Raw genomic sequence first — 26058 nt, 5'->3', positions numbered from 1 at the left:
CTCTAAAGACTAAATCCGCCGGGAACGACTTAAAAACCTCCTTAACCTCCAACCTTAACCTCTTCTAAAGCCGGTTTACCCTTTAAGAAGAATGGGGAGCTCCCAGTTATCTCAACCTTTACTATCTTCCCTATTAACTCCTCTTCCCCTTCAACGGCAACAGGTTTGTTGTCTTTAGTTCTTCCGTAGAGCTCCGTTCCTTTAGGGCTGAAACCCTCTATGAGAACTTCTTCAATTTTCCCTACTCTTTCCCTGTTTTTTTCCTCTGCTTGGCGTTTAATAAGGTTTTGGAGTTCCGTGAGGCGCCTGTTTTTTTCCTCCTTGGGAACGTCGTCTTCAAAAGTGGCAGCTTTTGTAAACGGCCTCGGGGAGTATTCAAAGACAAACCCTTGGTCAAAGACGCACTCTTCAACAAGGGAGAGGGTATCCTCAAAGTCCTTCTCCGTCTCTCCGGGAAAGCCGACTATAAAGTCTCCGGAAAGGGCGACCTCTGGAACCAACTCTTTCAGCATCTTGACTTTTTCAATGTACTCCTCTCTGGTGTAGCCCCTGTTCATTCTCTCTAAGATTCTGTTTGAGCCACTCTGAGGCGGAAGGTGAACGTAGGGGCAGACCTTGTCTATGTCCCTGATTGCCCTTGCTATTTTCTCGTTGAAACCTGCCGGATGGGAAGTTGTAAACCTTACCCTCTCTATTCCCGGAACTTCCGAAACCTTATAGAGAAGGTCTGCAAGGTCTGTTCTGCAGTAGGAGTAGAAGTCGACGTTCTGCCCTAAGAGGTGGACTTCCTTTACGCCCCTCTCTGAGAGCCTCTTTACTTCCTCTAAAACCAGCTCCGGCTTAACGCTCCTTTCCCTGCCCCTCGTAAAGGGAACGATACAGTAGGTGCAGAACCTGTTACAGCCCCTCTGAACTGTAACGTAGGCAACGAATGGGTTTTCAGGGGAGCTCTCTATCAGTGGGATTCTCTCTTCCTCGGGAATTTTTGAGTTCAGTATCTCAACTACTCTTCCTTCTCTTTTTACTCTCTCAAGGAGCTGGGGAAGTTTGACGAAGTTAAACGTTCCGAAAACGAGGTCAACGTGGCCGAACCTTAAGATTTGGTCTTTCTCTTTCTGTGGAACGCAGCCTGCAACTGCAACGACGGTTTCAGGTCTCTTCTTCTTGACTCTCTTCAGGTTTCCTATAAAAGAGTAGGCCTTGTTATCCGGCTTTGCCCTAACGGAGCAGGTGTTGACTATGATTATGTCGGCCTCCTCGGGAGATTCAGCTTTTTTGTAGCCCATATCCTCAAGAAGGCCGGCCATCTTCTCAGAGTCGTTAACGTTCATCTGGCAGCCAAAGGTCTTTATGAAGTACCTCTTTTCCATACTTCTCCTTTTAGCAGGTTTAAGGAGAAATATAGTTTTAATCACAGGGGTTAGGTATCGTTACTCCCTTTGGATAGACCAGGATTTCTACCCTTCTGTTGAGAGCTCTCCCCTCAGGGGTGTTGTTTGGAGCTATCGGGTGTTTGGGACCGCAGCCGAACGTGAGGATTCTCGTTGGGTCAACTCCGTTTAAGACGAGCTCGTTCTTAACGGCCTCTGCTCTCTTCTCTGATAGTTTTACGTTGTAGTCAAAATTTCCGGTACTGTCTGTGTAGCCAACTACGAGTATTACAGTGTTTGGGTTCTGGTTGAGGGTTTGGGCGACTCTTTTCAGCATATCCTTAGCTTCAGGTTTTAAATGGTAGCTGTTAAAGTCAAACAGAACAGAATCTTTCATTATCAGTTTAACCTTTTCGGGCTCTTTCACTACAGCTACAGGTTTCTCATTAGAGATTGGTGGCTCTTGGGGTTTTACTTCGGGGTTTGTGTTGTCTATCGGCTGAACGCCAACGTCTTTTGCTAAGGAGCTTGCCTGTTGGTCTAATATGTAGCCTATGGTTCCGCCTATGAGAGCTCCCGCCGCTGCACCTATAAGAATTCTTTTACCCTTGTGGTGTTTAGGGCCAGTTACAGCTCCTGCAACTCCTCCGACGACAGCTCCTATTGCAGCTCCCGTTGCCGTTTTGTTAGGAGTAGTTTGAGCGCCCTGCTGGGTAGTTGCGCATCCTCCTAAGACGAGACTTCCCGTAAGCGTCAATGCTAAAATTTTTCTCATCGTATCCCCCTAAAAACTTTATTACTTTCAATTTAAACCTTACACAGGAGGGAATCTAATGTTTAACGTTAAACAAGTTGCAAAACGTGCAAAAGAGGTGAGCTACAGCCTTATTGATATCTCAACAGAGGTAAAAAACAGAACCCTCTTAAAGGCTGCCCAGCTTATAGAGGAGAAGAGAGAGCTGATTCAGGAAGAAAATAGGAAAGACTTGATTGCCGGAGAGGAAAAAGGGCTATCTAAGGCGATGCTTGATAGACTCCTTCTAAACGAAAAGAGAATTGCTGGAATGGTTCAGGTTCTAAAGGACGTTGCAAACCTCAACGACCCTGTTGGAGAAGTTGTAAAGATGTGGACGAGGCCTAACGGCCTGAAGATTGGGAAGATGAGGGTTCCCCTTGGAGTTGTTGCTATTATCTACGAGTCCCGTCCCAACGTTACGGTTGAGGCCGGTTCACTCTGTATAAAGAGCTCCAACTCAGTTATCCTGAAGGGAGGGTCAGAGGCAATAAACTCAAACAGAGTTTTGGTGAACATACTGAAAGAGGCTGCTGCTTCAGAGGGTTTCCCGGCGGAAGCCATCCAGTTTATAGACACTACAGATAGGTCTGCAGTTAAAGAGCTCCTTCAGCTTGACGAGTATGTAGACGTTGTTATTCCGAGGGGCGGAGAGGGGCTCATAAGGTTCGTTGCAGAAAACGCCAGAATGCCTGTAATTAAGCACTACAAGGGAGTTTGCCACGTTTTCGTTGACGAGTTTGCAGACCTTGAAAAGGCTTGGAACATCTGTTTCAATGCGAAAGTTCAAAGACCCGGAGTTTGCAACGCAATGGAGACGATGTTAGTTCACAGTAAAATTGCCGACGCATTCCTTCCGACAATGATAGAGCTCTTTAAGAAGGCAAAAGTAGAACTCAGAGGAGACGAGAGAACCAGAAGCTACGATCCAGACTACGTAAAGCCTGCAGCGGAAGAGGACTGGTATGCAGAGTATTTAGACCTCATTTTAGCTGTAAAGGTTGTTGACTCTTTAGACGAGGCCATAGACCATATAAATACCTACGGTTCCCACCATAGCGACGCAATTGTTACTGAAAACTACACGAACGCAATGAAGTTCCTGAATAGGGTTGACTCAGCAGCCGTATACGTCAATGCCTCAACCAGGTTCACAGACGGAAATGTCTTTGGCTTAGGTGCAGAGATGGGAATCTCAACCGACAAGGTTCACGTAAGAGGGCCAATGGGACTTGAGGACTTAACAATTCCAAAATACATAATCTTCGGAAACGGTCAGATAAGGGAGTAAGTTGATAAATAAACCTGAGATAGGAACTGTTTTTTTCTGGTTCTTCTTCGTTGTTACTATTGCTTGGACTGTGTTTTTTGTTTTCTTGAAAATTAGGGAGCTCCTCAGGAGAAAAAGGAGTTAAATGTGTTTATCCCCAACCAAAAAGACGGGGCCGAAATCTGTAAGAACTACTTTTACCTGCACCTCGTAGATTTCTGAGAGGAGATCCTCGCTCAGTATCTCCTCTTTCCTGCCTATAAAGTATTTACCGTTGTATCCTATCAGGATAACTTTGTCTACATACTTCCAGACGAAGTTGAGGTCGTGAGTTACCATACAAATACCGAAGCCTTTTTCCTTGTGGAGTCTATCTAAGAGTTCCAAGATTTTACGGGAGCTCCTTAAATCTACTCCCGTTGTCGGCTCGTCTAAAAAGATGTAGTGGGGGTCACTGATGAGAGCTCTCGCTATGAGAACTTTCCTCTGCTGTCCCCCTGAGAGTTTGCTGAAAGGCCTGTCGGCAACGTCTTTGAGGTGGAGCTCCTCCATCCATCGGAGGGCTTTTTCTATTTTCTCCCTTCCTATTTTCTCAAACCTCTTAAGCCTTGGAAATAGGCCTGAAAGAACAACATCTAAGGCCGTTGCAGGAAACGAGTGGGAGTAGTTCTCCATCTGTGGAACGTAGCTCAAAAAACGCCTTTCATCACAGCTGTAGGTGCAGTCTTTCCCGTGTATGAATACTTTTCCTGAAAGTGGTGGAACTATTCCTAATATCGTTTTTATCAATGTGCTCTTCCCGGCTCCGTTTGGACCAACAATAACCCAAAACTCCCCTTCTGACATGTGAACAGAAAGGGAAGATATGAGAGGTTTCCTATAGCCTAAACTTAGCTCTTTTAAAGTAATTCCTTCCATTTAGTTGCTTTTCTTATCTTGTATGAACTTGTCTATAGGCATAAACCCTACGTGGATCTTTCCTTTATTCTCTCCAGGTGGTGCGTAAATGAGTGTAGGAGTTGCCCTTACTCCGTTCTTTACGAGCTTCATTTCTACGTCTTTAAGGGTTTTTATGATCTTCTCCTGATCTGGAGAAATTTCTTTCTGGTTCTTGAGCTTACTTTTGAGTTCCTCTTCATACTTCATAAAGTCACCGTTTCCCATACCGTAGAGCTCCTTAAGAGCTCCTACCGTTCCCTTCTCTCTTGCAATCTTTGTATAGTAGACGAGCCCTTTAAGGGAGTCCTCTCCGTGAACGGCCAAAGGTATCATGTGAATTTCAATGTTATTCTTTTTAGCTATCTCCTCAACTTGGTTAAAGTGACTATAACAGAACGGACAGAAAACGTCCCAAACGATGTAGATCTTTTTCTCGCCTTTTCCTACAATATAAGGAATGTTGGCCTCTGTTAACTCTTTGTCTATCTGTTTTAGGAAAGAGATGTCAACTTTTAAGGGCTTTTCTGCGTTTTTGGGCTTAAGGGGCTTTAGAATAACTTTATCTCCTTTAACGGAATACTTAAATATCTGGAGAGCGATGTAGTTATCTTCCGTGTTGACGAAGATATACCTTTTTAACTCCCTGTGGTTGTTGTTGTCTATAAGGTCAACTTCAAACGTTTTAAATCCCGGAACTTGCACTTCAGAGGTAGGTTTTATGCTTTTAACTTCTACTCCGCGAACAGATAAAGGTTTAAGGAGAGTTCTTATCACCTTTTCCGATTCTTCTGTTTTGTTTTTTTGAGTTGACTGTTTCTGAACTTCAACTTTTTCAAGTTTTGCCTGAGAACACCCTGAAGCCAGCAGCGCTATCAGGAGTGCGGATAGGAGCAATTTCACTGTTGCCTCCCTTTCTTTAATTCAGTTTTTATTTTAGTCTCAAAAAAAAGAAAAGGGGGCGCAGCCCCCCGATTTGTAAGCTTTAATTTAGGTTTAGAGTTCTCCCCTCTTCTGTCTAATCTTGGCTTGAGCTGCGGCGAGCCTTGCTATCGGAACCCTGAAAGGAGAAGGGCTTACGTATTTAACTCCAACTTTTTGGAAGAAGTTGATAGACCTAGGGTCTCCTCCGTGCTCTCCGCAGATTCCTGTCTTCATGTTGGGTCTTACGGAATTACCTTTTTCAATGGCAAGCTTTATGAGCCTTCCGACTCCGTTCTCGTCTATGTGCATAAACGGATCACCTTTTAGGATTCCCTCGTCAATGTACTTTCCGATAAACTTTCCGGCGTCGTCCCTTGAAAGGCCGAAGGTCATCTGTGTAAGGTCGTTTGTTCCGAAGGAGAAGTACTGGGCGTAGCGGGCAAGCTGGTCGGCTATGAGAGCTGCTCTTGGAACTTCAACCATAGTTCCAACTTGGTATTCGACCTCTGTTCCTTGCTCTAAGAAGACCTTAGCTGCAACGTCGTCTATAAGCTCTTTCAGTTTCATAAGCTCCCTGTCGTCTGCAATCAATGGGAGCATTATCTCAGGGAGAACGTTAATTCCGTTCTTCTTACAGATGCAGGCAGCCTCAAGGATTGCCCTAACCTGCATTCTGTATATCTCGGGGTAGGCAATTCCGAGCCTTGAACCCCTTAAACCTAACATCGGGTTTACTTCGTGGAGCTCCTCAGCCCTCTTCTTCAGTTCCTCAACCGGAAGTCCCATCTCCTTGGCAGTCCTCTCAAACTCCTCTTCTGTTCTCGGCAGGAACTCGTGGAGAGGCGGGTCAAGGAGCCTTTTGTTAACGGGAAGGCCGTTCATAACCTCAAAAATGGCGATGAAGTCTTCCCTCTGCATCGGGAGGAGTTTTGAGAGAGCTCTCTCCCTCTCCTCTTCAGTCTTTGCGAGAATCATTTCCCTAACTACAGGAATTCTGTCTTCCTTGAAGAACATGTGTTCAGTTCTACACAGACCTATACCTTCGGCTCCAAACTCCCTTCCCTGTTTTGCGTCCTCTGGGGTGTCGGCGTTGACTCTTACCTGAAGGTCTCTGATCTCGTCTGCCCACTTCATAAGCTCTTCAAACTCTCCGGAGATCTGGGCAGGGATTGTTTTAAGCTCTCCGTGGAAAACTTCTCCCGTTGATCCGTCTATCGTTATAACGTCTCCCTTTTTAACGACGACGTCTCCGACTCTGAACTCTTCTTTGTCATAGTCAACGTGGATAGACTCTGCTCCAACGATACAGGTTTTACCCATTCCCCTTGCAACGACTGCAGCGTGGGAGGTCATTCCACCCCTTGCGGTAAGAATCCCTTCTGCTGCGTGCATTCCGTGGATGTCCTCAGGAGACGTCTCGTGGCGAACTAAAATGACCTTTTCTCCCTTCTCGGCCATCTCAACGGCCTCGTCGGCATTAAAGACAACCTTACCGCTAACTGCTCCCGGAGCTGCTGGAAGACCTTTTGCTATAAGCCTTCCCTCTGCTATTGCTTTTTTCCTATCTTCCTCGTCAAGCATCGGGTGGAGGAGCTGGTTTATGAGCGTAGGGTCAACCCTTAAAATGGCTTCTTCTTTTGTAATCAACCCTTCCTTAACCATGTCGACGGCAATTTTTACTGCAGCCCTTGCAGTTCTCTTTCCAGCCCTTGTCTGGAGCATCCAAAGTCTTCCGTTCTCTATTGTAAACTCAATGTCCTGCATATCCCTGTAGTGCTTCTCAAGGATGTCCCTTACTTCAAGGAGCTGCTTATAGACCTCTGGAAACTCTTCCTCTAACGAGATCTGGTTTTCACTTGTCTTCTGAGCTTTTGTTAGTGGTTGGGGAGTTCTAATTCCTGCAACTACGTCCTCGCCTTGGGCGTTCTTCAGGTACTCTCCGTAGAAGATGTTTTCTCCCGTTGACGGGTTTCTCGTGAAGGCAACTCCCGTTCCGGATGTATCTCCCATGTTTCCAAAGACCATTGCAACGATGTTTACGGCCGTTCCGTAGTCTTCAGGTATCTTGTTGATTTCACGGTACTTAATAGCCCTGGGGTTGTTCCAGGAGTCAAAGACGGCCTTAATTGCCATCTTGAGCTGTTCGTATGGGTCTTGGGGAAATTCTCTTCCGGTTTCCTTCTTAACGAGCTCTTTGTATCGTTTAACTATGTCTTTCAGGTCTTCAGCTGTTAGATCAACGTCCTGCTTCGCTCCTACTTCTTTTTTCTTCTCTTCAAGGATTTTTTCAAACTTATCGTGGGGAATTCCCATTACGACGTTTCCGAACATCTGGATAAAGCGGCGGTAGGAGTCCCAAGCGAACCTTTCGTTTCCAGTAGATTCTGCAAGCCCCTGAACGGTTTCGTCGTTAAGGCCGAGGTTTAGAATTGTGTCCATCATTCCCGGCATTGAAACTGGAGCTCCAGACCTAACGGAAACGAGGAGAGGATTTTTCCTGTCTCCAAACTTCTTACCCATCTCCTTTTCAACTTTCTGGAGCCCTTCAAGAACCTGTTCCCACATCCCCTCTGGGAACTTCTGTCCCTCCTCAAAATACTCTCTGCACACTTCTGTTGTTATTGTGATTCCCGGTGGAACGGGAAGTCCTAAGTTGGTCATCTCGGCAAGGTTTGCCCCTTTACCACCTAAAAGCATTTTCATTTCGGCACTTCCTTCGGCCTTTCCACCGCCGAAGTAGTAGACCATTTTTTTAGGCATTTCCGCGCCCCCTTAAAATACGAGTTTTGAAAAGTCTACAAGTTTAAGAAGTTGGTCTGCTATAGCTTTAAGGAGACTAAGTCTCCTGTTTCTCACCTTCTCGTCCTTATCCATAACCATAACGTTGTCAAAAAAGCTGTCTACTGCCGGTTTTAACTCCTTAACTTTGAGGAGTGCCCCCTTGTAGTTTTTCTCTTTAAGGAGCTCCTCAATCTCTTCCTTTACCCTCTGGAACGTTTCCCAGAGTTTCTTTTCATATTCCCCTTCAGGTTCAAAGGAGGAGGGAACAAAACCTTCTGGGATTATGTTAACAACTCTCCTCATTGTGGAGAGAACAGCCTCAAACTCGGGGTTCTGTCTCAGCTTCTCTATGGCCCTTACCCTTAGAAGGGAGTCGTAAGGGTCGTCTGAAACCGAAAGGACAGCGTCTACTGAATCGGGAGAGAATCCCTTCTCTCTCAGGTGGTTCTTGAGCCTTTCCTTAACGAACTCAACAGTTTCAGAAACGGTATTTGGAGAGAGTTTGACTCCCTGCTCCCTGTAGAGTGATGAAGCTTTCTCTACGATGGGAGTAAGGTTAACAGAAATTCTTCTTTCAATAAGGGTATAAATCAGTCCTAAAGCGTTTCTTCTGAGGGCAAACGGGTCTGCAGAACCAGTTGGCTTTAGTCCAACTCCTATGAAACCTGTAAGGTTGTCAACTTTTTCTGAAAGAGAGAGGGAAATTCCCGTTTCAGTTTCAGCAATTCTGTCTCCTGAAAACCTCGGCAGGTAATGTTCCTCTATCGCAACTGCTACCTCTTCGTCTTCTCCGTCTAAGATGGCGTAGTATTTACCCATCGTTCCTTGGAGCTCCGGAAACTCGTTAACCATTTCGGTTAGAAGGTCTGCCTTACACAGGTGTGCAGCCCTTTTAGCCTTTTCCTCTTTCTTAAATCCGAGAGTTTTGGAAACAAAGGGAGCTAAAACTTCCAACCTTTTTGTTTTTTCAAGCATTGTTCCTAATTTATCGTGGAAGACGATTCCGGAAAGGTCTTTAACCCTATCTTCTAAAGGTTTTTTTCTATCTTCCTTAAAGAAGAAGTGGGCATCTGAGAGCCTTGCCCTCAAAACCTTCTCATAGCCGAGCCTAACGGTGAGGTCGTCAACCGGTTTTATGTTTGAAACGCCGATGAAGTAGTTTTTCGGTTTCCCGTCTTTATCAACAACTGAGAAGAACTTCTGGTGGTCTTTCATAACGACGACGGGGACTTCTTTGGGGAGCTCCAAAAACTCCTCTTCAAAAGAGCCCAAAATCGGGTATGGAAACTCAACTAAGTTTGTTACCTCTTCAAGGAGCTCTTCGTCCTCAATGAGCTCCCCTCCTACTTTCTCTGCTAAGTCCTTTGCTCTATCAAGAATTATTGCCTTCCTCTTCTCTATGTCTGCAACTACAAACCTCTCCTCAAGCTGGGAGATAAATTCTGAAGGCTCCTCAACGACGAAAGGCTCAGGTGAGAGAAACCTGTGGCCAAAAGAAATATTGGAGCTCCTTATTCCGTCTATCTCAAACTCAATTTGTTCTTTCCCGTAAACGGCAGTTATCCACCTGATAGGTCTTGCAAACCTTACCTTTTTAACTCCCCACCTCATACTCTTCTTAAACGGAATTGAGGTGATAAGTTCGGGGAGTATCTCTTTTAGAACGTCTGCAGCTTTCCTTCCCTTAACGGTTCTTCTTACGGCGACGTACTTTCCCTTCCTTCTTGGAGGGTTTTCAACGACCGTTAACTGAGATACATCAACCCCCTTTGACCTTGCAAAGCCAACGGCTGCCTTAGTGGGTTTCCCATTTTCGTCGAAGGCAGCCCTTTCAGAGGGGCCGACTATTAACTCTTCTCTGTCCGGCTGAACCTCCGGAACATCGTAAACGATGACGATGAGCCTTCTCGGAGTTCCGAAGGTTTCAAGTGACGTGAAAGAGAGGTAATTCTCGTTAAGTTTTTCAGAGATTTTGTCTTTCAGGTAGGAAAGTGCCGGCTCTACAAAGGAGGCCGGGAGCTCCTCGCATCCTATTTCAAGGAGAAGGTTTTGTGCCTTCACTTTTACCCTCTTTTAGCTCTAAGTACTTTTTTGCGCACATTCCTGCAAGTCTTCTAACCCTTCCAATAAACGAAGCCCTTTCAGCAACGGAGATGGCGCCCCTTGCGTCTAAAAGGTTAAAAACGTGGGAACACTTGAGGCAGTAGTCGTAAGCTGGAAGGGCTAAATCTTCCTTGACGAGCCTTTGAGACTCTTTTTCAAACATGTTAAACAGTTTAAAGAGCATTTCAGTATCGGCCTTCTCAAAGTTGTAGATAGACCACTGATACTCGTTCTCCCTATAGAGGTCGCCATACTTAACGCCCTTTGTCCACTCTATGTCGTAAACGCTGTCAACCCCTTGTATATACATAGCGATACGCTCAAGGCCGTAAGTAATCTCAACGGAAACCGGTTCTAAAGTGATTCCCCCAGCCTGCTGGAAGTATGTAAACTGGGTTATCTCCATTCCATCTAACCATACTTCCCAGCCAAGTCCCCATGCTCCAAGGGTCGGAGATTCCCAGTCGTCTTCAACGAACCTAACGTCGTGCTCCCTCAGGTTAAATCCGAGGGCTTCAAGGCTGCCTAAGTAGAGTTCCTGAGAGTTTTCAGGGGAGGGTTTTAGAATAACCTGAAACTGGAAGTAGTGCTGGAGCCTGTTGGGATTTTCACCGTAGCGGCCGTCTGCAGGCCTGCGGCAGGGTTGAACGTAGGCAACTCTCCAGGGATCTTTGTCTAAGACCTTTAGAAAAGTAAACGGGTGCATCGTTCCGGCACCCTGCTCAACGTCGTAAGGGGAAGCTATTATGCATCCCTGTTTTGCCCAGTAGTCTTGAAGGGTAAATATGAGCTCTTGAAAAGTCAACGCTCTCCCCACACGCAGTATTTGTCGCCGTAATTTTATTTAGTTGTTAATACGTCGTCAAATTCAGGAAACTCTCCAATCCAAAACCTCTTTAAAACGGGAAATGACCGATTTCATCGTCAACGGAAAGGTCAAGAGGAATGAAACCCCTTAAGATTTAGTTTCTGACTGAGTGTTATTATATTCTCAGTTTAAAACGAATTGGGAGAGACAATGAACTCAGCAGTGGTCATATTCTCAGGAGGACTTGACTCAACAACAGCCCTCTATTGGGCAAAGAAGCAGTTTGACGAGGTTTACGCCATTACCTTTTACTACGGCCAGAGGCACTCTATAGAAGTGGAGATGGCAAAGATAACTGCTAAGAACGCAGGCGTAAAAGAGCATGTTCTCTTTGAAGTTGATCTCTCTAAGTTTGGAGCTTCTGCACTGACGGATAAAAACTTGGAAGTTCCTGAAACCCACTCTGTTGAGGAGGTGAAGGAGAGGGGAATTCCCATAACCTACGTTCCCTTTAGAAACGGCGTTTTTATCTCAATAGCTGCAGCTTTTGCTGAAAGCAGGGGAACTACCAATTTGGTTGGAGGATGGAACGCTGTTGACTACAGCGGCTATCCAGACTGCCGTCCTGAGTTCCTGTCAGCTATGGAAGAGGCCCTAAACAGGGGAACTAAGTTTGGAGCAGAGGGAAAGAGGTGGAAGATACACGCACCGCTGATAAACCTAACCAAGGGAGAGATTATCAAACTCGGTCTTTCTTTAGGAGCTGATTACTCCTACTCAATCTCCTGCTACAGGGGAGAGGAAGTTCCCTGTATGAGGTGTGACAGCTGTATCTTGAGGGCTAAAGGGTGGGCAGAAGTTGGAGAGGAGGACCACTTAATAAGGAGACTGAAAGAGGAGGGAAAGATTCTTGAGTAAGAAGTTCAAGCTGACTCAAACCGTAAGGGCTTCCGGCTGAGGGGCAAAGCTGAGCCCGGTCGGGCTTTCGGAGGTTTTGAGTAAGGTTTCTTTTTCAAAAGACGCAAACGTTTTAGTTGGAATAGAGACTGCAGAAGATGCGGGAGTTTACAAGTTAACCGATGAGATAGCTTTGATTCAGACGGCGGACTTTATCACTCCCGTTGTTGACGATCCCTTTGTTTACGGTCAGGTTGCCGTTGCTAACGCCCTCTCAGACATCTACGCAATGGGAGGAAAGCCAGTAACGGCCATCAACTTGGTTATGTTTGACACCTGTAAAGTTCCCATGGACTACTTAACTGAAATTCTTAAAGGGGGAGCAGAGAAGCTCAAAGAGGCCGGAGTTTCGCTGGTAGGAGGTCACACGGTTGACGACCTTGAGACCAAGTTCGGCCTCTCAGTTACGGGGTTAATTCACCCTGAAAAGGTTGTTCGGAACTCTACGGCAAAGCCGGGAGACGTTCTTGTCTACACAAAACCGTTGGGAATAGGGGTTTTGACTACTGCAATAAAGGCCGATATGGCAAAGGAAGAAGAGATAGAAGCAGTTTCGGAAGTTATGGTTCACCTTAACAAGGATTCCTCTGAGGCTATGGTTAAAGTCGGAGTAAGTGCCTGTACAGATGTTACGGGATTTGGATTTTTGGGGCACCTCTACGAGATGGTGAAGTTCAGCGGAGTGGCGGCTGAAGTTGATTCTAAAGCGTTTGAACTCTTACCTGGAGCAAAAGAGTATGCGTCTATGGGACTTCTTCCTGCTGCCACTTACGACAACGTTGACTATGTAGGAAAGGCCGTCACTTTCTCTGAAAGCGTTGACGAAGACCTGAAGATGCTCCTCTTTGACCCTCAGACTTCAGGGGGGCTTTTAATTTCTGTTCCGGAAGAGAAGTTGGAGGAACTCCTTGAAGAACTCCAAGAAAGGGGAGAGATGTGGGTTCAGGTTGTTGGTAAGATAAAAGAGGGAAGCGGAATAAAGGTTTTCTGAGGAGACGGAGTTGAAGAAAAAAGTTGCAGTTATAAGCCTTGGCTGTCCTAAAAACTTAGTTGATACAGAGCTTATGGTAGGTTTACTGAAGGCTACGGGAGACGTTGAGTTTACAAACAGTTTAGAGGACGCAGACGTAATTTTGGTAAACACCTGCGGTTTTATCCAGCCGGCAAAAGAGGAGTCTATTGACGAAATACTGAACGCTATAGAGGAGAAGAAGAGCTCCCCCGAGAAAAAGGTCGTAGTTGCCGGCTGCCTCTACCAGAGGTATAAGGAGGAGTTAAGGAGGGAGCTCCCGGAAGTTGACGCCTTCATCGGAGTAAATGAGCTACTTGACAGCGTTGAGAGGATACTCAACAGGAAGGTAGCAGTTCATAAGCCCTACCTTTTGAGAGAGATTCTTACGCCGAAACACATTGCCTACCTTAAAATTGCAGAAGGGTGTTCAAACGGCTGCACCTACTGTGCGATTCCGATAATAAGGGGAGCTCTAAAGAGTAGGCCGATTAAAGAGGTAGTTGAAGAGGCAAAGAGATTAGCAGACCTCGGAGTAAGGGAGCTCTACGTAATAGCCCAAGACACTACAGCCTATTTAACGGATAGAGGAGAGGAGAACGGGCTCCTTAAACTCCTACCTGAGCTTGAGAGGATTGAAGGGATTAAATGGATAAGGCTTATGTATACCTACCCTTCCCACATTTCAGATTCACTCATTGACTACATTGCCTCATCTGAAAAGGTTGTTAAGTACTTGGACGTTCCGTTCCAGCACATAAACGACAAAGTCCTTGCCTCTATGGGAAGGAAGTACTCAAGGAAGTTTGCAGAGACCTTGATTGAAAAGCTCAGAAGGAGAATTCCCGGCATTGCAATCAGAACGACCTTTATAGTCGGTTTCCCGACAGAGGGGGAGGCGGAGTTTGAGGAGCTCCACTCATTTATAAAAGAGGCTGAGCTTGACTGGGTAGGCTTTTTCAAATACTACAGGGAAGACGGAACAGCAGCCTACAGGCTCGGCGACCTTCCGGAGGAGTTAAAGGAGTCCCGCCTCTCACTCCTTGAAGAGGCGCAGTTCTGGATTTACGAGAAGAAGCACAAAGAACTGATAGGAAGGGAATTTGAGCTAATCGTTAATTCTGCTTCCTCCGATATGCCCGGTTTCGTAGAGGCAAGGAGCTACAGGAACGCCTACGAGATTGACGGAATTGTCTACCTGAAGGGAAACTTCAAACCGGGAGAGTTCGTAAGGGCAAAGGTTACAGATCTTGCAAGTAACGTTGACCTGATAGCGGAGCCTATTAAATGAAGAAAGAAGCTTTTGACTTTATAGACGGAATGCTTGAAAGACCTCAGACTTTGACGTAGCAATAGAGTTGAGAGATAAAGTTCCACTCTCCACCATCTACAGAATACGGGAAGAGCTTGAAGAACTGCCTACGCTTAAGAGTTTTGATATTGTTGACCTGAAGAGAAGCAGTAGAGAGTTTTCTGAATCTGTAAGAGAGACCGGAGTTATCCTATGACGCAGCTATCCAGAGGTTTGAGTTTACATTTAAGCTTTCCTGGAAGACGGTTAAAAGGTTTTGCCGAATTTTTAAACGCCGGTGAGTGTAACTCCGGAGCCTACAGGTTAAGCTGGATAGACGAGGAGAGGTAGCTCAGCCTTTTAGAGGCGAGAAACTTAACCTCTCACACTTACAACGAGGAAATAGCTTGGGAAGTTTACGAAACAGTTAAGATTAACTACGGCGTTTTTGAGAAACTTATACTTTCTCTTAAGGCAGAGTTAGGGAAGTTGAAGAGAGGAGAAGGTTAGATGGAGAAATTCAAGGTAGTTAAGACCTATGAGGAGATAAACGAGAAGATAAGGAAGGGTGAGGCTGTAGTAGTTACGGCCGAGGAAATGATTGAGATAGTTGAGGAGTTGGGAGTAGTAAAGGCTGCAGAGGAAGTTGACGTAGTCACTACCGGAACTTTCGGTGCCATGTGCTCTTCCGGAGCCTTCCTAAACGTTGGTCATACCAAGCCAAGGATGAAGATGGAAGAGATTTATCTCAACGGGGTTCCGGCCTACGGAGGAATTGCCGCAGTTGACCTCTACATAGGAGCAACTGCCCTTCCGGAGAACGACCCAAGGAACGAGGTCTACCCTGGAAAGTTTGAGTACGGAGGAGCCCACGTTATAGAGGAGCTCATAGCCGGAGAGGACATAGAGCTTGAGGCCTACGCCTACGGGACAGACTGCTACCCCCGAAGGGAGATAAAGAAGCTTATAAACATAAAGACCATAAACGACGCAATTCTATGTAGCCCCCGAAACGCCTACCAGAACTACAACGTTGCTGTAAACAAGTCTTCAAGAACTATCTACACCTACATGGGAACTCTAAAACCGAACTTCGGAAACGCAACCTACTCAGGAGCTGGCCAGCTCTCTCCCCTAATGAACGACCCGTTCTTTGAGAGCATAGGGATAGGGACAAGGATTTTCTTAGGGGGAGGAATAGGCTACGTTGCCTTCCACGGAACTCAGCACTCCCCATTTGGAGTTAAGAGGAGTAAGAAAGGGCAGCCTATGGAAGGTGCCGGAACGTTGATGGTAGTTGGTGACATGAAACAGATGTCAACGGACTTTATAAAGGCTGCATCTATTTTGGGCTACGGCGTTTCAATGTTTGTAGGGATAGGAATTCCAATACCGATACTCAACGAAAGGATTGCCTACTACACCTCTGTAAGGGACGACGAGATATTCGCCCCCGTCATAGACTACTCAGTTGACTACCCTTCCGGAAACGCAAAGCCAATTAAGTACGTAAGCTACGGGGAGCTCCGCCGTGGCTTCATAGAGATAAACGGCAAGAAAGTTCCGACCTCTCCCGTCTCCTCATACTACAAAGCCCGTGAAATTGCTGAGATACTGAAAGAATGGATAAAGAGCGGTAAGTTTGAAATCAGTAAACCTGCAGAAACTCTTCCAGCTCCGAAACCGAATGTAAAGATTGAATACGACGAGAGAAAGTAACTATGAGCTGACGATGACCCGAGATATGGGATTTGTCAATAAAGATTACGCAGTCTTCAAAGACTTCACTTTAAGTTCTTAGTTATTTGGAGGCGGCGGGCGGAATCGAACCGCCGAATAAGGGATTTGCAGTCCCCTGCCTTACCACTTGGCTACGCCGCCTCTATGGAGCGGGCGACGGGACTTGAACCCGCGACCCCAACCTTGGCAAGGTTGTGCTCTACCAACTGAGCTACGCCCGCCCTGTGGTGCGGGAGGTGGGAGTCGAACCCACACGCCACGAGGGCACTGGATCCTAAGTCCAGCGCGTCTGCCAGTTCCGCCACTCCCGCTTGGCGGATTGTGGGGTGGGAGACGGGACTTGAACCCGCGACCGCCGGGGCCACAACCCGGCGCTCCACCAACTGAGCTACTCCCACCACAATAAATAAATGGCTGGGGCGGCAGGATTCGAACCTGCGAATGGCGGATCCAAAGTCCGCTGCCTTACCGCTTGGCTACGCCCCAGCTCTACACTGCGGACAGAAATTTATACCACCAGCCTGTCTTTTTCAAGGGGGTGGTGTCAAAGCTTTCGTTCTCTTCAACGATGGCAAAGACGGAAGAGCCGCTTCCGCTCATTAAAGGGTGAAGTCCAATTTCTTTTAGGATTTCCTTTACTTCCTTGGCCTGTTTAACGCACTTGGCTTCGCTTAGCTCAAGGTCGTTGTTCATGTTCTCTTTAACTTCTTTGAGCCTGTGGGATATAAGAGGAGAAATTATCAGTTTCTCGGCGTCTTCAGGTGTAATGTTCCTCTCTATCCTCGGAAGCTTTTGGTAGACCTCTGCAGTTGAGCAGGAAAAGTTTGGGTAAACTAAGAGGAGCTTGAAGCTTGCAGGGTTGTAGTGTTTGAGCTTTTCTCCTCTTCCGTAGGAGATGGCCAGACCGCCTTTTATGAAAAAGGGAACGTCGCTTCCTATTTGGGCTGATATCTGGTGGAGCTCCCCCTCACTTAAGGGGTTCCCGTATAGGGTATTAAGCCCTTTAAGGGTCGCTGCTGCATTGGAGCTCCCCCCTCCAAGCCCTGCTCCAACCGGAATGGCTTTTCTGAGGGTTACCTTAACTTTCGGCTTTATCCCTGTTACCTCTTTAAAGAGCTCCTTTGCTTTAACTATCAGGTTGCTCTTTCCTAAAGGGAGGGGTTGATTCCCTTCAATTTCAAGTTCAAACCGGTCTGACGGGAGGAACGTAAGGGTATCAAACAAATTTATAGTGTGCATAACGGTTACTATTTCATGGTAACCGTCAGGTCTTTTCCCTTTAACCCAGAGTGATAAATTAACCTTTGCAGGCGATGGAACTATTAACTTCATTTTAAGCCACCCGGTTAAGGAGTTTTGATGGCAGACCTTATTTTCTACCTTCACAAAGTATACCCTGAAAATGGGGTAGATGATCTGACTTTAAAGGGATTTGTTTACGTTTTAAGGCTTATAAAAACCAGGTTTAAGGTAGTTCCACTTGAAGCTTTGTTTGAAGAGAAAGGAAGTAAACCGAGGGCAGCAATAACCTTTGATGATGGTTACGCCGATAATTTCATATATGCCTATCCTGTCCTTAAAAAGATGGGAATTCCCGCACACCTCTTTATAACTGTAGATAGAGTAGGTTCCGGTATTGTTAGGAAAAACCTATCAGACTACTGGAACGGTACCGTTTCGTTCAGAGAACTCCAAAAACCTCTTTCAATGTTTGAATCCCACGTAGCTTACTTGAAGGGAGACAGGCAGGATTACTTAACATGGGAGGAGCTCTCTCTTATGAAAGATGTCTTCACCTTCGGTTCCCACGGGCTGAGACACCTAAGAGAAGCTGTATCTTTTGAGATCGTTGACTTCTTTGACGGCAGGAATTTCCACTGGGAGTATCTCCTGTTTGGTGAGCCTGAAGTGGGAACTCCAAGGTTTAAGACCAGGAGCTCCCTATCATCCCTTCTCTTTAATGTGAATTCAGAGGTTGTTAAATTTTGCAGGTCTTTCCCAAAGAAAGGGAACTGGAAAGAACGTTTAAGGGAAGAGCTGAGTAGGAATTTTAAGACCTTAGGGGAATTTGAAACAGAAGATGAGGCGAGGATTAGGATAGAACGGGAGTTTATACTTTCCAAAGAACAGATTGAAAAGAAGTTAGGAGTAAAAGTTAATACGTTTTCTTGGCCTTTTGGCCATTTCTCCAATTTTTCAAAGGAGATTGCTAAGAAACACTTTAAATACGTATTCACAACAAAGAGAGGAGTTATTAAAGAGGATTTTAAACCTTATCGTCTTCCCAGAGTTCCTTTAGGAAGGGACATTTTTACAGCTTTCGGTCGGGTTTTTGTTTTTTCAACTCCTCTTTATAGGTTTTATAATCGGTTTAAAAAGGAGAAAACCCTTTGAGTTTAAGTGTAGGAGTTCTCACTTTTAACTCGGAAAAACATATAAAACAGGTTCTTGAAAGCGTAGAAGGTATTGCAAACCAGATTGTTGTTCTTGATTCGGGTTCGGAGGACAGAACCTTAGATATAGTTAAAGGGTTCGGGACGGAAGTTCATTTTAGACCTTTTGATAACTTCGTTAATCAGAAGAATTACCTGTTAAGCCTCTGTAGATGTGACTGGGTTCTGTTTTTAGACGACGATGAGGTTGTATCGGAAGAGCTCTCCAAGAGCATTAAAGAGGCCATTTCTAAAAACTCAGAGTTTTCAGGCTACAGATTCAACAGACTTACAAACTACCTTGGCAGGTGGATACGCCACGCCTGGAATCCCGACTACCAGCTGAGGCTTGCACGAAGGAAAAAGTGCCGCTGGGTTGGAGATATGGTTCACGAGAGATTAGAAGTAAACGGAAAGGTAGGAACTTTGAGGGGGGAGCTCCTTCACTACTCCTACGAGTCTGTTTCACAGCACCTTAGAAAGATTGACCTCTACTCAACACTTTACGCTGAAGGGGTTTATGAAAAGGGTAAGCGCTTTTCCCTCTTTAAACTTCTAACCTCTCCTGCCGGTTCGTTTTTCAGACGCTACGTTTTAAAAAGAGGCTTTTTAGACGGTTTTGAGGGTTTTGTTTTGAGCGTTATGGCCTCTTACTACTCTTTCCTTAAGTACTTGAAGCTTTGGGAGATTGAAAGGGGTGAGAGCTCTCGTCGTTTTAGATGAGCGGTGGAACAGTGCACTGACCGACTTGGGAATAAAGGTTGCAAGAGCTCTATCTGAGGCGTGTTCTGTTTCGGTTGCTGCCATTCCCGGTTTTCCTGCCTATAGAGCTGCAGAAGAGATAGGCTTTAACGTTCTTCCGATAGAAGACCCCAGAAGAGGGCTTCCTTTTAAGGCTTTCTTTTCGTTTAAAAGGGCGGTTGAGTCTGTAAGGCCGAAGGTTGTTTTTACGATAAGGGGAGACGAGATGCTCTTCGGAGCTCTCCTGAAAAAACGCTACGGTTACAGGCTTTTCCGTCTCCACGGCCAGGCAAAAGGAGTTCGGGAGAGTTTCTTAAACAGGGAACTCCACCGCCGCTTCGTAGACGGAGTGATTGTCTCTTCAGTGAAACTCTTAAACAGCGTTATCTCTTCGCTTCCGAAGATAATCATCCCGGGAATGGTTGATACTGAAGTCTTTAAATACTCGGAAGAGGGAAGGAGAGCCTTTAGAGAAAAGCTGAAAGTGGGAAAGAGAAAACTAATCGGAGTTGTAGGCAGGTTGGATCCCGTTAAGGGGCACAGAGTTTTTATTAGAGCTCTCTCAAAGCTTAAGAGGAACGACTACTTAGCTGTAGTCGTAGGAGAGGAGAAGAACGAGAAGCTATCTGAACTGAAAGAGCTTGCCGTTAAACTTGGAGTTTCAGAGAAAATTGTTTTCATTCCAGAGAGGTTAAGTTCCATTTCACACTTTATGTCTGCCTGTGACTTAGCAGTAGTCCCGTCGGTAGGCTCGGAGGTTATCGCGAGAGCTCCCTTAGAGTTTATGGCCTGTAGAACGGCGGTGGTTTCAACGAACGTTGGAGCTCTCCCTGAGATAGTTCTCCCTCCTTACGGAATTACAGTCCCACCTAATGAAGATGCCCTATCAAGGGCTGTGGACGAGTTCCTATCAAAAGACCTAAAGAAATTGGGTAAGATTTCACAAGAGGTGGCAGATGAAAAGTTCTCTTTTAAGGCTCTCTCTCCTGTTGTTAGGGGGTTTATTTGCGGCAGGTTGTAGAACGGCTACCGGTGACTACACAATAACCTACCCGGCGGGGCTTCTCTCAAACCACCCAAAGGCCTACTGGGACTGTTACGTAAAGGTTATAGGTAAGCTCACCTACAAAAGGCCTCAAGACCTGTTTCCCCCCTACCCGGGAGATCCTTTGGTCTGCGACTCTTCCGGGTGCATATACGTCCACTACGACTACGGAGATTTGTCTAAACTGATAGGTAAGAAAGTTAAAGTGGTTGGTTATGTTCGGGTTACAACTTTTAACTTCCCCTACATAGACGCCGTTAAAGTGGAGCCGGTTTATAATTCTCCCGGCGAAGGGAGGTAGTTGTGCCTAAGCTCTTTGAATTCTTTGTTATCTCTTTAGCCGTTCTTTCAGCTCTTCTTCTTCTCCTTATGGCCGTTGGCTCTACCGTGAGGAAGAGGTAAGGTGTTCGTTGAAGTAGCCCTTGACCTTCCTTTAGACCAGACCTTTACCTACAGAGTAACGGGCTACGAGAGTTTTCCACCTGAAGTAGGGAAAAGGGTAATCGTTCCCTTTGGAAGAGGGGACAGGTTAAGAACGGGAATTATTCTATCCATAAGAAAAGAGCTGCCGCTTTCATACGAAATTAAAGACGTTTTTGACGTTCCAGACCCCTACCCCCTTTTTACTGAAGAAACTTTGAAGGTCTGTCGGTTCGTTTCAGACTACTACTGCTCCTCTTTTGGCGAAGCCCTTTTCAGGTTTTTGCCGGAGGGTTTTGTCGTTGAAGAGAACGTAAAGCTTAAGGTTAACAGGAATTTCTCTGGAAAGCTCTCTCCAAACGAGGAGAAGGTTTTCTCACTGCTTCTCTCTTCCTCTTCCGGAGCTCTCTCCCTCTCAACCATTAGAAAAAGGCTTTCAGTATCGGGTTTTTACGACTGCGTAAAACGACTTGTAAATAAAGGGGCTGTAGAGCTCCTTGAAGAGATAAAGAAAGACGCCGTTAAACGGGTTTCCTACCTAAGGTTTATTTCGGACAACTACTCAGGAAAGGGGAAATCTGTAAAAGAACTCCTTTCATACCTTAAAGAAAAGGGAATAGCGCCTCTTTCTGAAATACGTAAAGACTTTTCCGAATACGCCGTAAAAAGAGTATGTGAGTTAGGCCTAGCCGAACTTGTTTATGAGAGGGAAATAGGGGAAGTTCGTCAGCAAGATCTTAAGGATAAGAGAAAAGTAAAGCTTACAGGTGATCAGGAAAGAGTCCTTTCGGAGATTTTAAACCCTGGAGTTCACCTTCTCTACGGGGTTACTGGTTCTGGAAAAATGGAAGTTTACCTTCAGGCGGCAAAGAGAGTAGTTGAGTCTGGAAAGAGGGTAATAATCTTGGTTCCGGAACTCCTCCTTACTCCAGAGCTCCGGGCAAGGGTTGAGGCATACTTCGGAGAAGTTGGCCTCTTCCACGGAAAGTTAACAAGGAGAGAAAAGGTCTCTATGTGGCTTTCTGCCCTTCAGGGACGCTACAGAGTATTTGTAGGGACAAGACCTGCCGTTCTGCTTCCCGTTAAAGACTTGGGGTTAATAGTTGTAGATGAAGAGCAGGACCCGTCATACAAGGAGCAGCAAAAACCCTACTACAACGCCAGAGACGTTGCTGTTTACAGGGCAGAAAGCTTAGGAATTCCGGCCGTTCTCGTCTCTGCCACTCCCTCTGTTGAATCCTATAAAAAGGCAAAAGAGGGAACTTACACGCTAAACCGTCTAAACAGTCGGGTAACTGGCCTTCCCCTTCCAAAAGTAGAAATTCTTGACCTTAAAACTGAACCCCGGAAAGGAATTTTCACCGAGAAGCTCCTTAAAACCCTTGAGAAAGTCGTTGAAAGGGGGAATCAGGCACTCCTCTACATTAGCCGGAGGGGTTACTACTCTCAGGGTTTTTGCCCAAAGTGCGGTTATGTTGCCGAGTGCAAATACTGCAAAGTTCCGCTGACATATTACAGGTCAAGAGACCTGTTTGTATGTCACATCTGCGGGAGGCGTTATAGACCAATCTTCAGATGTCCTAAGTGTGGAAGTTATTTGGAGTTTAAAGGTTATGGAACAGAGAGGGTAGAGAAGGAGTTGAAAGACCTCTACCCAGATTGGAGTATTGTCCGTTTAGACCTTGACACTGTAAAAGATCCCTTTAGAGGAGCCACTCTTATAAAAGAGATAAAGGAAGGAAAGTATAGCGTAATCGTTGGAACAAACGTAGCGGTTAAAGGCCACAACTTTCCCCGTCTAACTTTTGTCGGTGTTCTTATTGCAGACCAGCTGGGGGGAGCTCCCGACTTTAAAGCTTCAGAGAGGTCTTTCCATTCAATAGTTCATGCGGTTGGAAGGGCAGGAAGGTTTCAGCCCGGTTCAGCCATCGTTCAAGCCTACGATACAGAGAAACCTTCGGTAAAGTGTGCGGTTAACTACAGGTTTGATGAATTTTACGAGGGGGAGCTCCTCTCAAGAGAACTCTTCGGCTATCCCCCCTACTCTGTCGGTGTTCTCCTTGAGTTCCAGGTTGAGAAACAGAAAAAGCTCCAGAAACTTAGGGAAGCTTACCAGAAACTTTCACTAAGGCTCTCGGAATACTTCAGTTTTCCTAAACTTAACCCAGCTCCTATTCCGAAGCGGAACGGGAGATACAGGTATATTGCCTTCTTAACCACTAAAGAGGAGAGAATTTTTAAGAAATTAAAGTTGTTAAAAGAGGAAACAGAACTCCTTTTTCAACCCCTATCAATCAGGTATAAAATAGACGTAGACCCTGTTAGAATCCTTTAACTTTAGGAGGGGAAAATGAAGAGAATACTTCTCGTTCCTGCGATTTTAGTAGCCTCAGCCTGTGCTCCTGCCACCCAACAGGAGGTAAAAACAACCCCTACCCTTCAAGAACAGCAAGTAAAAACAGACCTTTTAGAGGAAAACGTTCCCGTGTACCCTGGTTTTCACCTAATTCCGGATAAGAGCTTCATTTACGAGTCTGGGAATATAAAGGTCGGAAGGTTGGCTTTTAGGGGGGGAGCTCCCGTTAAAGATGTCGTATCCTACTACAAGGCAACGTTGCCAGAAAAAGGCTGGGAGCCCCTTACAATAACAGTCTACGGTAAAAGCGCAGAGCTTACCTTTACAACCCCAGATAAAGTTCTCCAAATACAGGTTAACAGAGGTTTCAGCGAAACTTATCTCACAATTCAGGTAGGCCCCAAAGGGGAGTTGACAAACCAACAGTAGTTCCTATTTTTATTACTCGCCTTAAGCGGGCGTAGCTCAGTTGGTAGAGCACAACCTTGCCAAGGTTGGGGTCGCGGGTTCAAGTCCCGTCGCCCGCTCCATAAAGTTGAATAGGTTTCAAACGACGAACCTCAAACTTGAGGTTCCTCTCCATGAGCCCTTGACAGGGCATCTGATGAGTCATAAATTAGTACTTTGCGTTCTTTGAAAGAAAGTTGAATAAGCCTCTCAAAGCTTTAACTCCTGTAGAGTAGTAGTTTCTCGACTACAGGGGTTGACAGCAGAGAGGGAGAGGCATAAATTAAACTCTTGCTGCGAAAGGCGGTCTTTGAGAAAAGCCGAATAAGTACCCTCTCACTCCCACTTATCAGTTGAAATCGTTAAAACCTTGAACGTTGGCAAGTTTTAACTTGAGTCTCTCCTGAGGGGTTGACAAGGAAGAGAGGGTGGAATAAATTTAAACATCGCCGCCAAGGAGCGGAATCCAAAGCGGTCTTTGACAGGAGAATAAGGGACACGCACCCTGCGGAGAGGAGAAGCCCGACAGGGCTTGTAATTGAGGTGTTCCGCAGGTTTTTGTAGCCTTGCGAAACTGAGCCAGAAATAGCTTTGTGATATTTTGCTGGAGAGTTTGATCCTGGCTCAGCGCGAACGCTGTCGGCGTGCCTAACACATGCAAGTCGTGGGGCAGCAGGCCGGAACCTTTTGGTTCTGGTGCTGGCGACCGGCGAACGGGTGAGTAACGCGTGAGCAACCTACCCCGAGGAGGGGGATAACCCGGGGAAACCCGGGCTAATACCCCATAAGCGCACGGCCTGCATGGGCTGTGTGAAAAGGGTGGCCTCTGGGCTTTGCCTAAGCTGCCGCCTCGGGATGGGCTCGCGTCCCATCAGGTAGTTGGTGGGGTAACGGCCTACCAAGCCTACGACGGGTAGCCGGCCTGAGAGGGTGGTCGGCCACACCGGGACTGAGACACGGCCCGGACTCCTACGGGAGGCAGCAGTGGGGAATCTTGGGCAATGGGCGCAAGCCTGACCCAGCGACGCCGAGTGGAGGAAGAAGCCCTTCGGGGTGTAAACTCCTGTCGCCGGGGACGAGGCGGGGATGGGTTAAGAGCCCATCCCTGTGACGGTACCCGGAGAGGAAGGGACGGCTAACTACGTGCCAGCAGCCGCGGTAATACGTAGGTCCCGAGCGTTGCGCGAAATTACTGGGCGTAAAGAGCGCGTAGGCGGGCCAGTAAGTCAGAGGTGAAAGCCCCCGGCTCAACCGGGGAATTGCCTCTGATACTGCTGGTCTAGGGTCCGGAAGACGCTGGCGGAATTCCCGGTGTAGCGGTGAAATGCGTAGATATCGGGAGGAACACCGGTGGCGAAGGCGGCCAGCGAGGACGGAACCGACGCTGAGGCGCGAAAGCGTGGGGAGCGAACCGGATTAGATACCCGGGTAGTCCACGCTGTAAACGATGGGTGCTGGGCGTTGGCCACGAGAGTGGTCAGTGCCGAAGCTAACGCGTTAAGCACCCCGCCTGGGGAGTACGGCCGCAAGGCTGAAACTCAAAGGAATAGACGGGGGCCCGCACAAGCGGTGGAGCATGTGGTTTAATTCAATGCTACGCGAAGAACCTTACCAGGGCTTGACATGCCGGGGGTAGCCCTGGCGAAAGTCAGGGTTGAGGCCCCTTTGGGGGCCCACCCGGCACAGGTGGTACATGGCCGTCGTCAGCTCGTGCCGTGAGGTGTTGGGTTAAGTCCCGCAACGAGCGCAACCCCTGCCCTTAGTTGCCAGCGGGTAAAGCCGGGCACACTAAGGGGACTGCCGGCGATAAGCCGGAGGAAGGGGGGGATGACGTCAGGTCAGTATGCCCCTTACGCCCTGGGCTACACACGTGCTACAATGGCCGGGACAGAGGGAAGCGAAGCCGCGAGGCGGAGCGAAACTCAGAAACCCGGTCCCAGTTCGGATTGCAGGCTGCAACTCGCCTGCATGAAGCTGGAATCGCTAGTAACGGCCGGTCAGCTACACGGCCGTGAATACGTTCCCGGGCCTTGTACTCACCGCCCGTCACACCCCGGAAGCTAGTTCTACCAGAAGTCCCCGGGCTAACCCACGGAAGTGGGAGGCAGGGGCCGAAGGTAGGGCTGGTGACTGGGGTGAAGTCGTAACAAGGTAGCCGTAGGAGAACCTGCGGCTGGATCACCTCCTTTTATGGAGAAAGGGGTGGGCAGGTTCCTGCCCCTGAAGAATTGCAGGGTGCGTGTCCCTTATCGTCCTGTCAAGGACGATCGGTCTTTGACAGCAGAATAAGGGAACCAGTACTGAGGCGGTAATAGGCCGAGGTGCTAAGGGCACACGGTGGATGCCTTGGCGCCAGCAGGCGAAGAAGGGCGTGGTAAGCTGCGAAAAGCCCCGGCGAGGCGCAAACAGCTGAAGACCCGGGGATGCCCGAATGGGGAAACCCGGCGGGGAGAAAGCCCGTCATCCCGCTCTGCGGGAGGCGATACCCTCCGAACTGAAACATCTCAGTAGGGGGAGGAAAGGAAATCAACCGAGACTCCCTGAGTAGCGGCGAGCGAAAGGGGACCAGCCCAAACCGGATGGGTGGAAAAGCGGGCAGGCGTTGCCCATCCGGGGTAGCGGGACGTACCTGGAA

At 47.1% G+C, this 26058-nt stretch carries 20 protein-coding genes, 6 tRNA genes and 2 rRNA genes (1 of these 28 only partly in view); 15 read left to right on the top strand and 13 right to left on the bottom strand.

Features of this window, described 5'->3' with window-relative positions; translation table 11 throughout:
• Positions 1-41: 41 nt before the first annotated feature.
• Both miaB and ACZ424_RS05000 read right to left on the bottom strand, forming a co-directional pair.
• On the bottom strand, positions 42-1370 hold the full coding sequence (gene miaB, locus ACZ424_RS05005) for a tRNA (N6-isopentenyl adenosine(37)-C2)-methylthiotransferase MiaB (protein WP_464903891.1): 1329 nt from the start codon (positions 1368-1370) through the stop codon (positions 42-44).
• Between the two features lie 37 nt (positions 1371-1407).
• The gene (locus tag ACZ424_RS05000) at positions 1408-2145 is read right to left on the bottom strand and encodes a YiaD family glycine zipper/OmpA-like lipoprotein (RefSeq protein WP_464903890.1); all 738 of its coding nucleotides are present in this window, start codon (positions 2143-2145) and stop codon (positions 1408-1410) included.
• 58 nt (positions 2146-2203) lie between these two features.
• On the opposite strand from ACZ424_RS05000, the gene ACZ424_RS04995 reads away from it, so the two are divergent.
• Entirely contained in the window at positions 2204-3454 is a 1251-nt protein-coding gene (locus ACZ424_RS04995) for a glutamate-5-semialdehyde dehydrogenase (protein ID WP_464903889.1), read from the top strand.
• A 120-nt stretch (positions 3455-3574) separates the two neighbouring features.
• On the opposite strand, the gene ACZ424_RS04990 is transcribed toward ACZ424_RS04995, so the two are convergent.
• From ACZ424_RS04990 to ACZ424_RS04970, 5 genes are all read right to left on the bottom strand, one after another.
• A complete protein-coding gene (locus tag ACZ424_RS04990) occupies positions 3575-4351 on the bottom strand; it encodes a metal ABC transporter ATP-binding protein (RefSeq protein WP_464903888.1) in 777 nt (258 codons plus the stop codon).
• Positions 4352-5272: a DsbA family protein gene (locus ACZ424_RS04985; RefSeq protein WP_464903887.1), complete on the bottom strand. Its 921-nt coding sequence runs from the start codon at positions 5270-5272 to the stop codon at positions 4352-4354. It abuts the gene before it with no gap.
• Positions 5273-5365: 93 nt separating this feature from the next.
• On the bottom strand, positions 5366-8053 hold the full coding sequence (gene ppdK, locus ACZ424_RS04980; protein ID WP_464903886.1) for a pyruvate, phosphate dikinase: 2688 nt from the start codon (positions 8051-8053) through the stop codon (positions 5366-5368).
• A 12-nt stretch (positions 8054-8065) separates the two neighbouring features.
• Positions 8066-10135, bottom strand: a complete 2070-nt coding sequence (gene glyS, locus ACZ424_RS04975; RefSeq protein WP_464903885.1) for a glycine--tRNA ligase subunit beta — start codon at positions 10133-10135, stop codon at positions 8066-8068.
• Complete coding sequence (locus ACZ424_RS04970) at positions 10110-10982, bottom strand: glycine--tRNA ligase subunit alpha (RefSeq protein WP_464903884.1); 873 nt, start codon at positions 10980-10982, stop codon at positions 10110-10112. The genes glyS and ACZ424_RS04970 overlap by 26 nt, the downstream gene beginning before the upstream one ends.
• 213 nt (positions 10983-11195) lie before the next feature.
• Between ACZ424_RS04970 and queC the strand changes: the two genes are divergently transcribed.
• The 5 genes from queC (at position 11196) to ACZ424_RS04945 (ending at position 15961) form a co-directional block, all read left to right on the top strand.
• Positions 11196-11903: a 7-cyano-7-deazaguanine synthase QueC gene (gene queC / locus ACZ424_RS04965; RefSeq protein ID WP_464903883.1), complete on the top strand. Its 708-nt coding sequence runs from the start codon at positions 11196-11198 to the stop codon at positions 11901-11903.
• Positions 11896-12933 carry a selenide, water dikinase SelD gene (gene selD / locus ACZ424_RS04960; protein WP_464903882.1) on the top strand — a complete coding sequence of 346 codons (1038 nt, stop codon included), beginning with the start codon at positions 11896-11898 and terminating at the stop codon, positions 12931-12933. The genes queC and selD overlap by 8 nt, the downstream gene beginning before the upstream one ends.
• Positions 12934-12943: 10 nt before the next feature.
• Positions 12944-14242: a 30S ribosomal protein S12 methylthiotransferase RimO gene (gene rimO, locus ACZ424_RS04955; RefSeq protein WP_464903881.1), complete on the top strand. Its 1299-nt coding sequence runs from the start codon at positions 12944-12946 to the stop codon at positions 14240-14242.
• Between the two features lie 67 nt (positions 14243-14309).
• Positions 14310-14459, top strand: a complete 150-nt coding sequence (locus tag ACZ424_RS04950; protein WP_464903880.1) for a nucleotidyltransferase domain-containing protein — start codon at positions 14310-14312, stop codon at positions 14457-14459.
• Between the two features lie 293 nt (positions 14460-14752).
• Entirely contained in the window at positions 14753-15961 is a 1209-nt protein-coding gene (locus ACZ424_RS04945) for a homocysteine biosynthesis protein (protein ID WP_464903879.1), read from the top strand.
• A gap of 87 nt (positions 15962-16048) precedes the next feature.
• Here the strand turns inward: ACZ424_RS04945 and ACZ424_RS04940 are convergent.
• From ACZ424_RS04940 to ispE, 6 genes are all read right to left on the bottom strand, one after another.
• A tRNA-Cys gene (locus tag ACZ424_RS04940) sits at positions 16049-16123 on the bottom strand.
• Positions 16124-16127: 4 nt separating this feature from the next.
• Positions 16128-16203: transfer RNA gene (locus ACZ424_RS04935), tRNA-Gly, on the bottom strand.
• 4 nt (positions 16204-16207) lie between these two features.
• Positions 16208-16293, bottom strand: a tRNA-Leu gene (locus ACZ424_RS04930).
• Between the two features lie 11 nt (positions 16294-16304).
• A tRNA-His gene (locus ACZ424_RS04925) sits at positions 16305-16380 on the bottom strand.
• A gap of 13 nt (positions 16381-16393) precedes the next feature.
• Positions 16394-16468 (bottom strand) — tRNA-Gln (locus tag ACZ424_RS04920).
• 3 nt (positions 16469-16471) lie between these two features.
• The gene (gene ispE / locus ACZ424_RS04915; protein WP_464903878.1) at positions 16472-17314 is read right to left on the bottom strand and encodes a 4-(cytidine 5'-diphospho)-2-C-methyl-D-erythritol kinase; all 843 of its coding nucleotides are present in this window, start codon (positions 17312-17314) and stop codon (positions 16472-16474) included.
• Between the two features lie 27 nt (positions 17315-17341).
• Here ispE and ACZ424_RS04910 point away from each other — a divergent pair, with 27 nt between their 5' ends.
• The 9 genes from ACZ424_RS04910 to ACZ424_RS04870 form a co-directional block, all read left to right on the top strand.
• Positions 17342-18376, top strand: coding sequence for a polysaccharide deacetylase family protein (locus ACZ424_RS04910; RefSeq protein WP_464903877.1), 1035 nt, complete (start codon positions 17342-17344; stop codon positions 18374-18376).
• Complete coding sequence (locus ACZ424_RS04905; RefSeq protein ID WP_464903876.1) at positions 18373-19137, top strand: glycosyltransferase family 2 protein; 765 nt, start codon at positions 18373-18375, stop codon at positions 19135-19137. The genes ACZ424_RS04910 and ACZ424_RS04905 overlap by 4 nt, the downstream gene beginning before the upstream one ends.
• Positions 19112-20176, top strand: coding sequence for a glycosyltransferase family 4 protein (locus ACZ424_RS04900; RefSeq protein WP_464905214.1), 1065 nt, complete (start codon positions 19112-19114; stop codon positions 20174-20176). Before ACZ424_RS04905 ends, ACZ424_RS04900 begins: the two co-directional genes overlap by 26 nt.
• Entirely contained in the window at positions 20112-20501 is a 390-nt protein-coding gene (locus ACZ424_RS04895; RefSeq protein WP_464903875.1) for a hypothetical protein, read from the top strand. Before ACZ424_RS04900 ends, ACZ424_RS04895 begins: the two co-directional genes overlap by 65 nt.
• Before the next feature lie 102 nt (positions 20502-20603).
• Complete coding sequence (gene priA, locus ACZ424_RS04890; protein ID WP_464903874.1) at positions 20604-22955, top strand: replication restart helicase PriA; 2352 nt, start codon at positions 20604-20606, stop codon at positions 22953-22955.
• Positions 22956-22970: 15 nt separating this feature from the next.
• Positions 22971-23405, top strand: a complete 435-nt coding sequence (locus ACZ424_RS04885; RefSeq protein ID WP_464903873.1) for a hypothetical protein — start codon at positions 22971-22973, stop codon at positions 23403-23405.
• A gap of 25 nt (positions 23406-23430) precedes the next feature.
• A tRNA-Gly gene (locus tag ACZ424_RS04880) sits at positions 23431-23506 on the top strand.
• Positions 23507-24024: 518 nt separating this feature from the next.
• Positions 24025-25612 (top strand): 16S ribosomal RNA (locus tag ACZ424_RS04875).
• A gap of 125 nt (positions 25613-25737) precedes the next feature.
• Positions 25738-26058: ribosomal RNA gene (locus ACZ424_RS04870) — 23S ribosomal RNA — on the top strand (it continues 2650 nt past the right edge of the window).
• The 16S and 23S rRNA genes sit together here, the layout of an rRNA operon.

It is taken from the genome of Thermovibrio ruber, assembly GCF_055380895.1.
The sequence above is the reverse complement of the archived record's forward strand: the minus strand, read 5'-3'. Positions and strand labels throughout refer to the sequence as shown.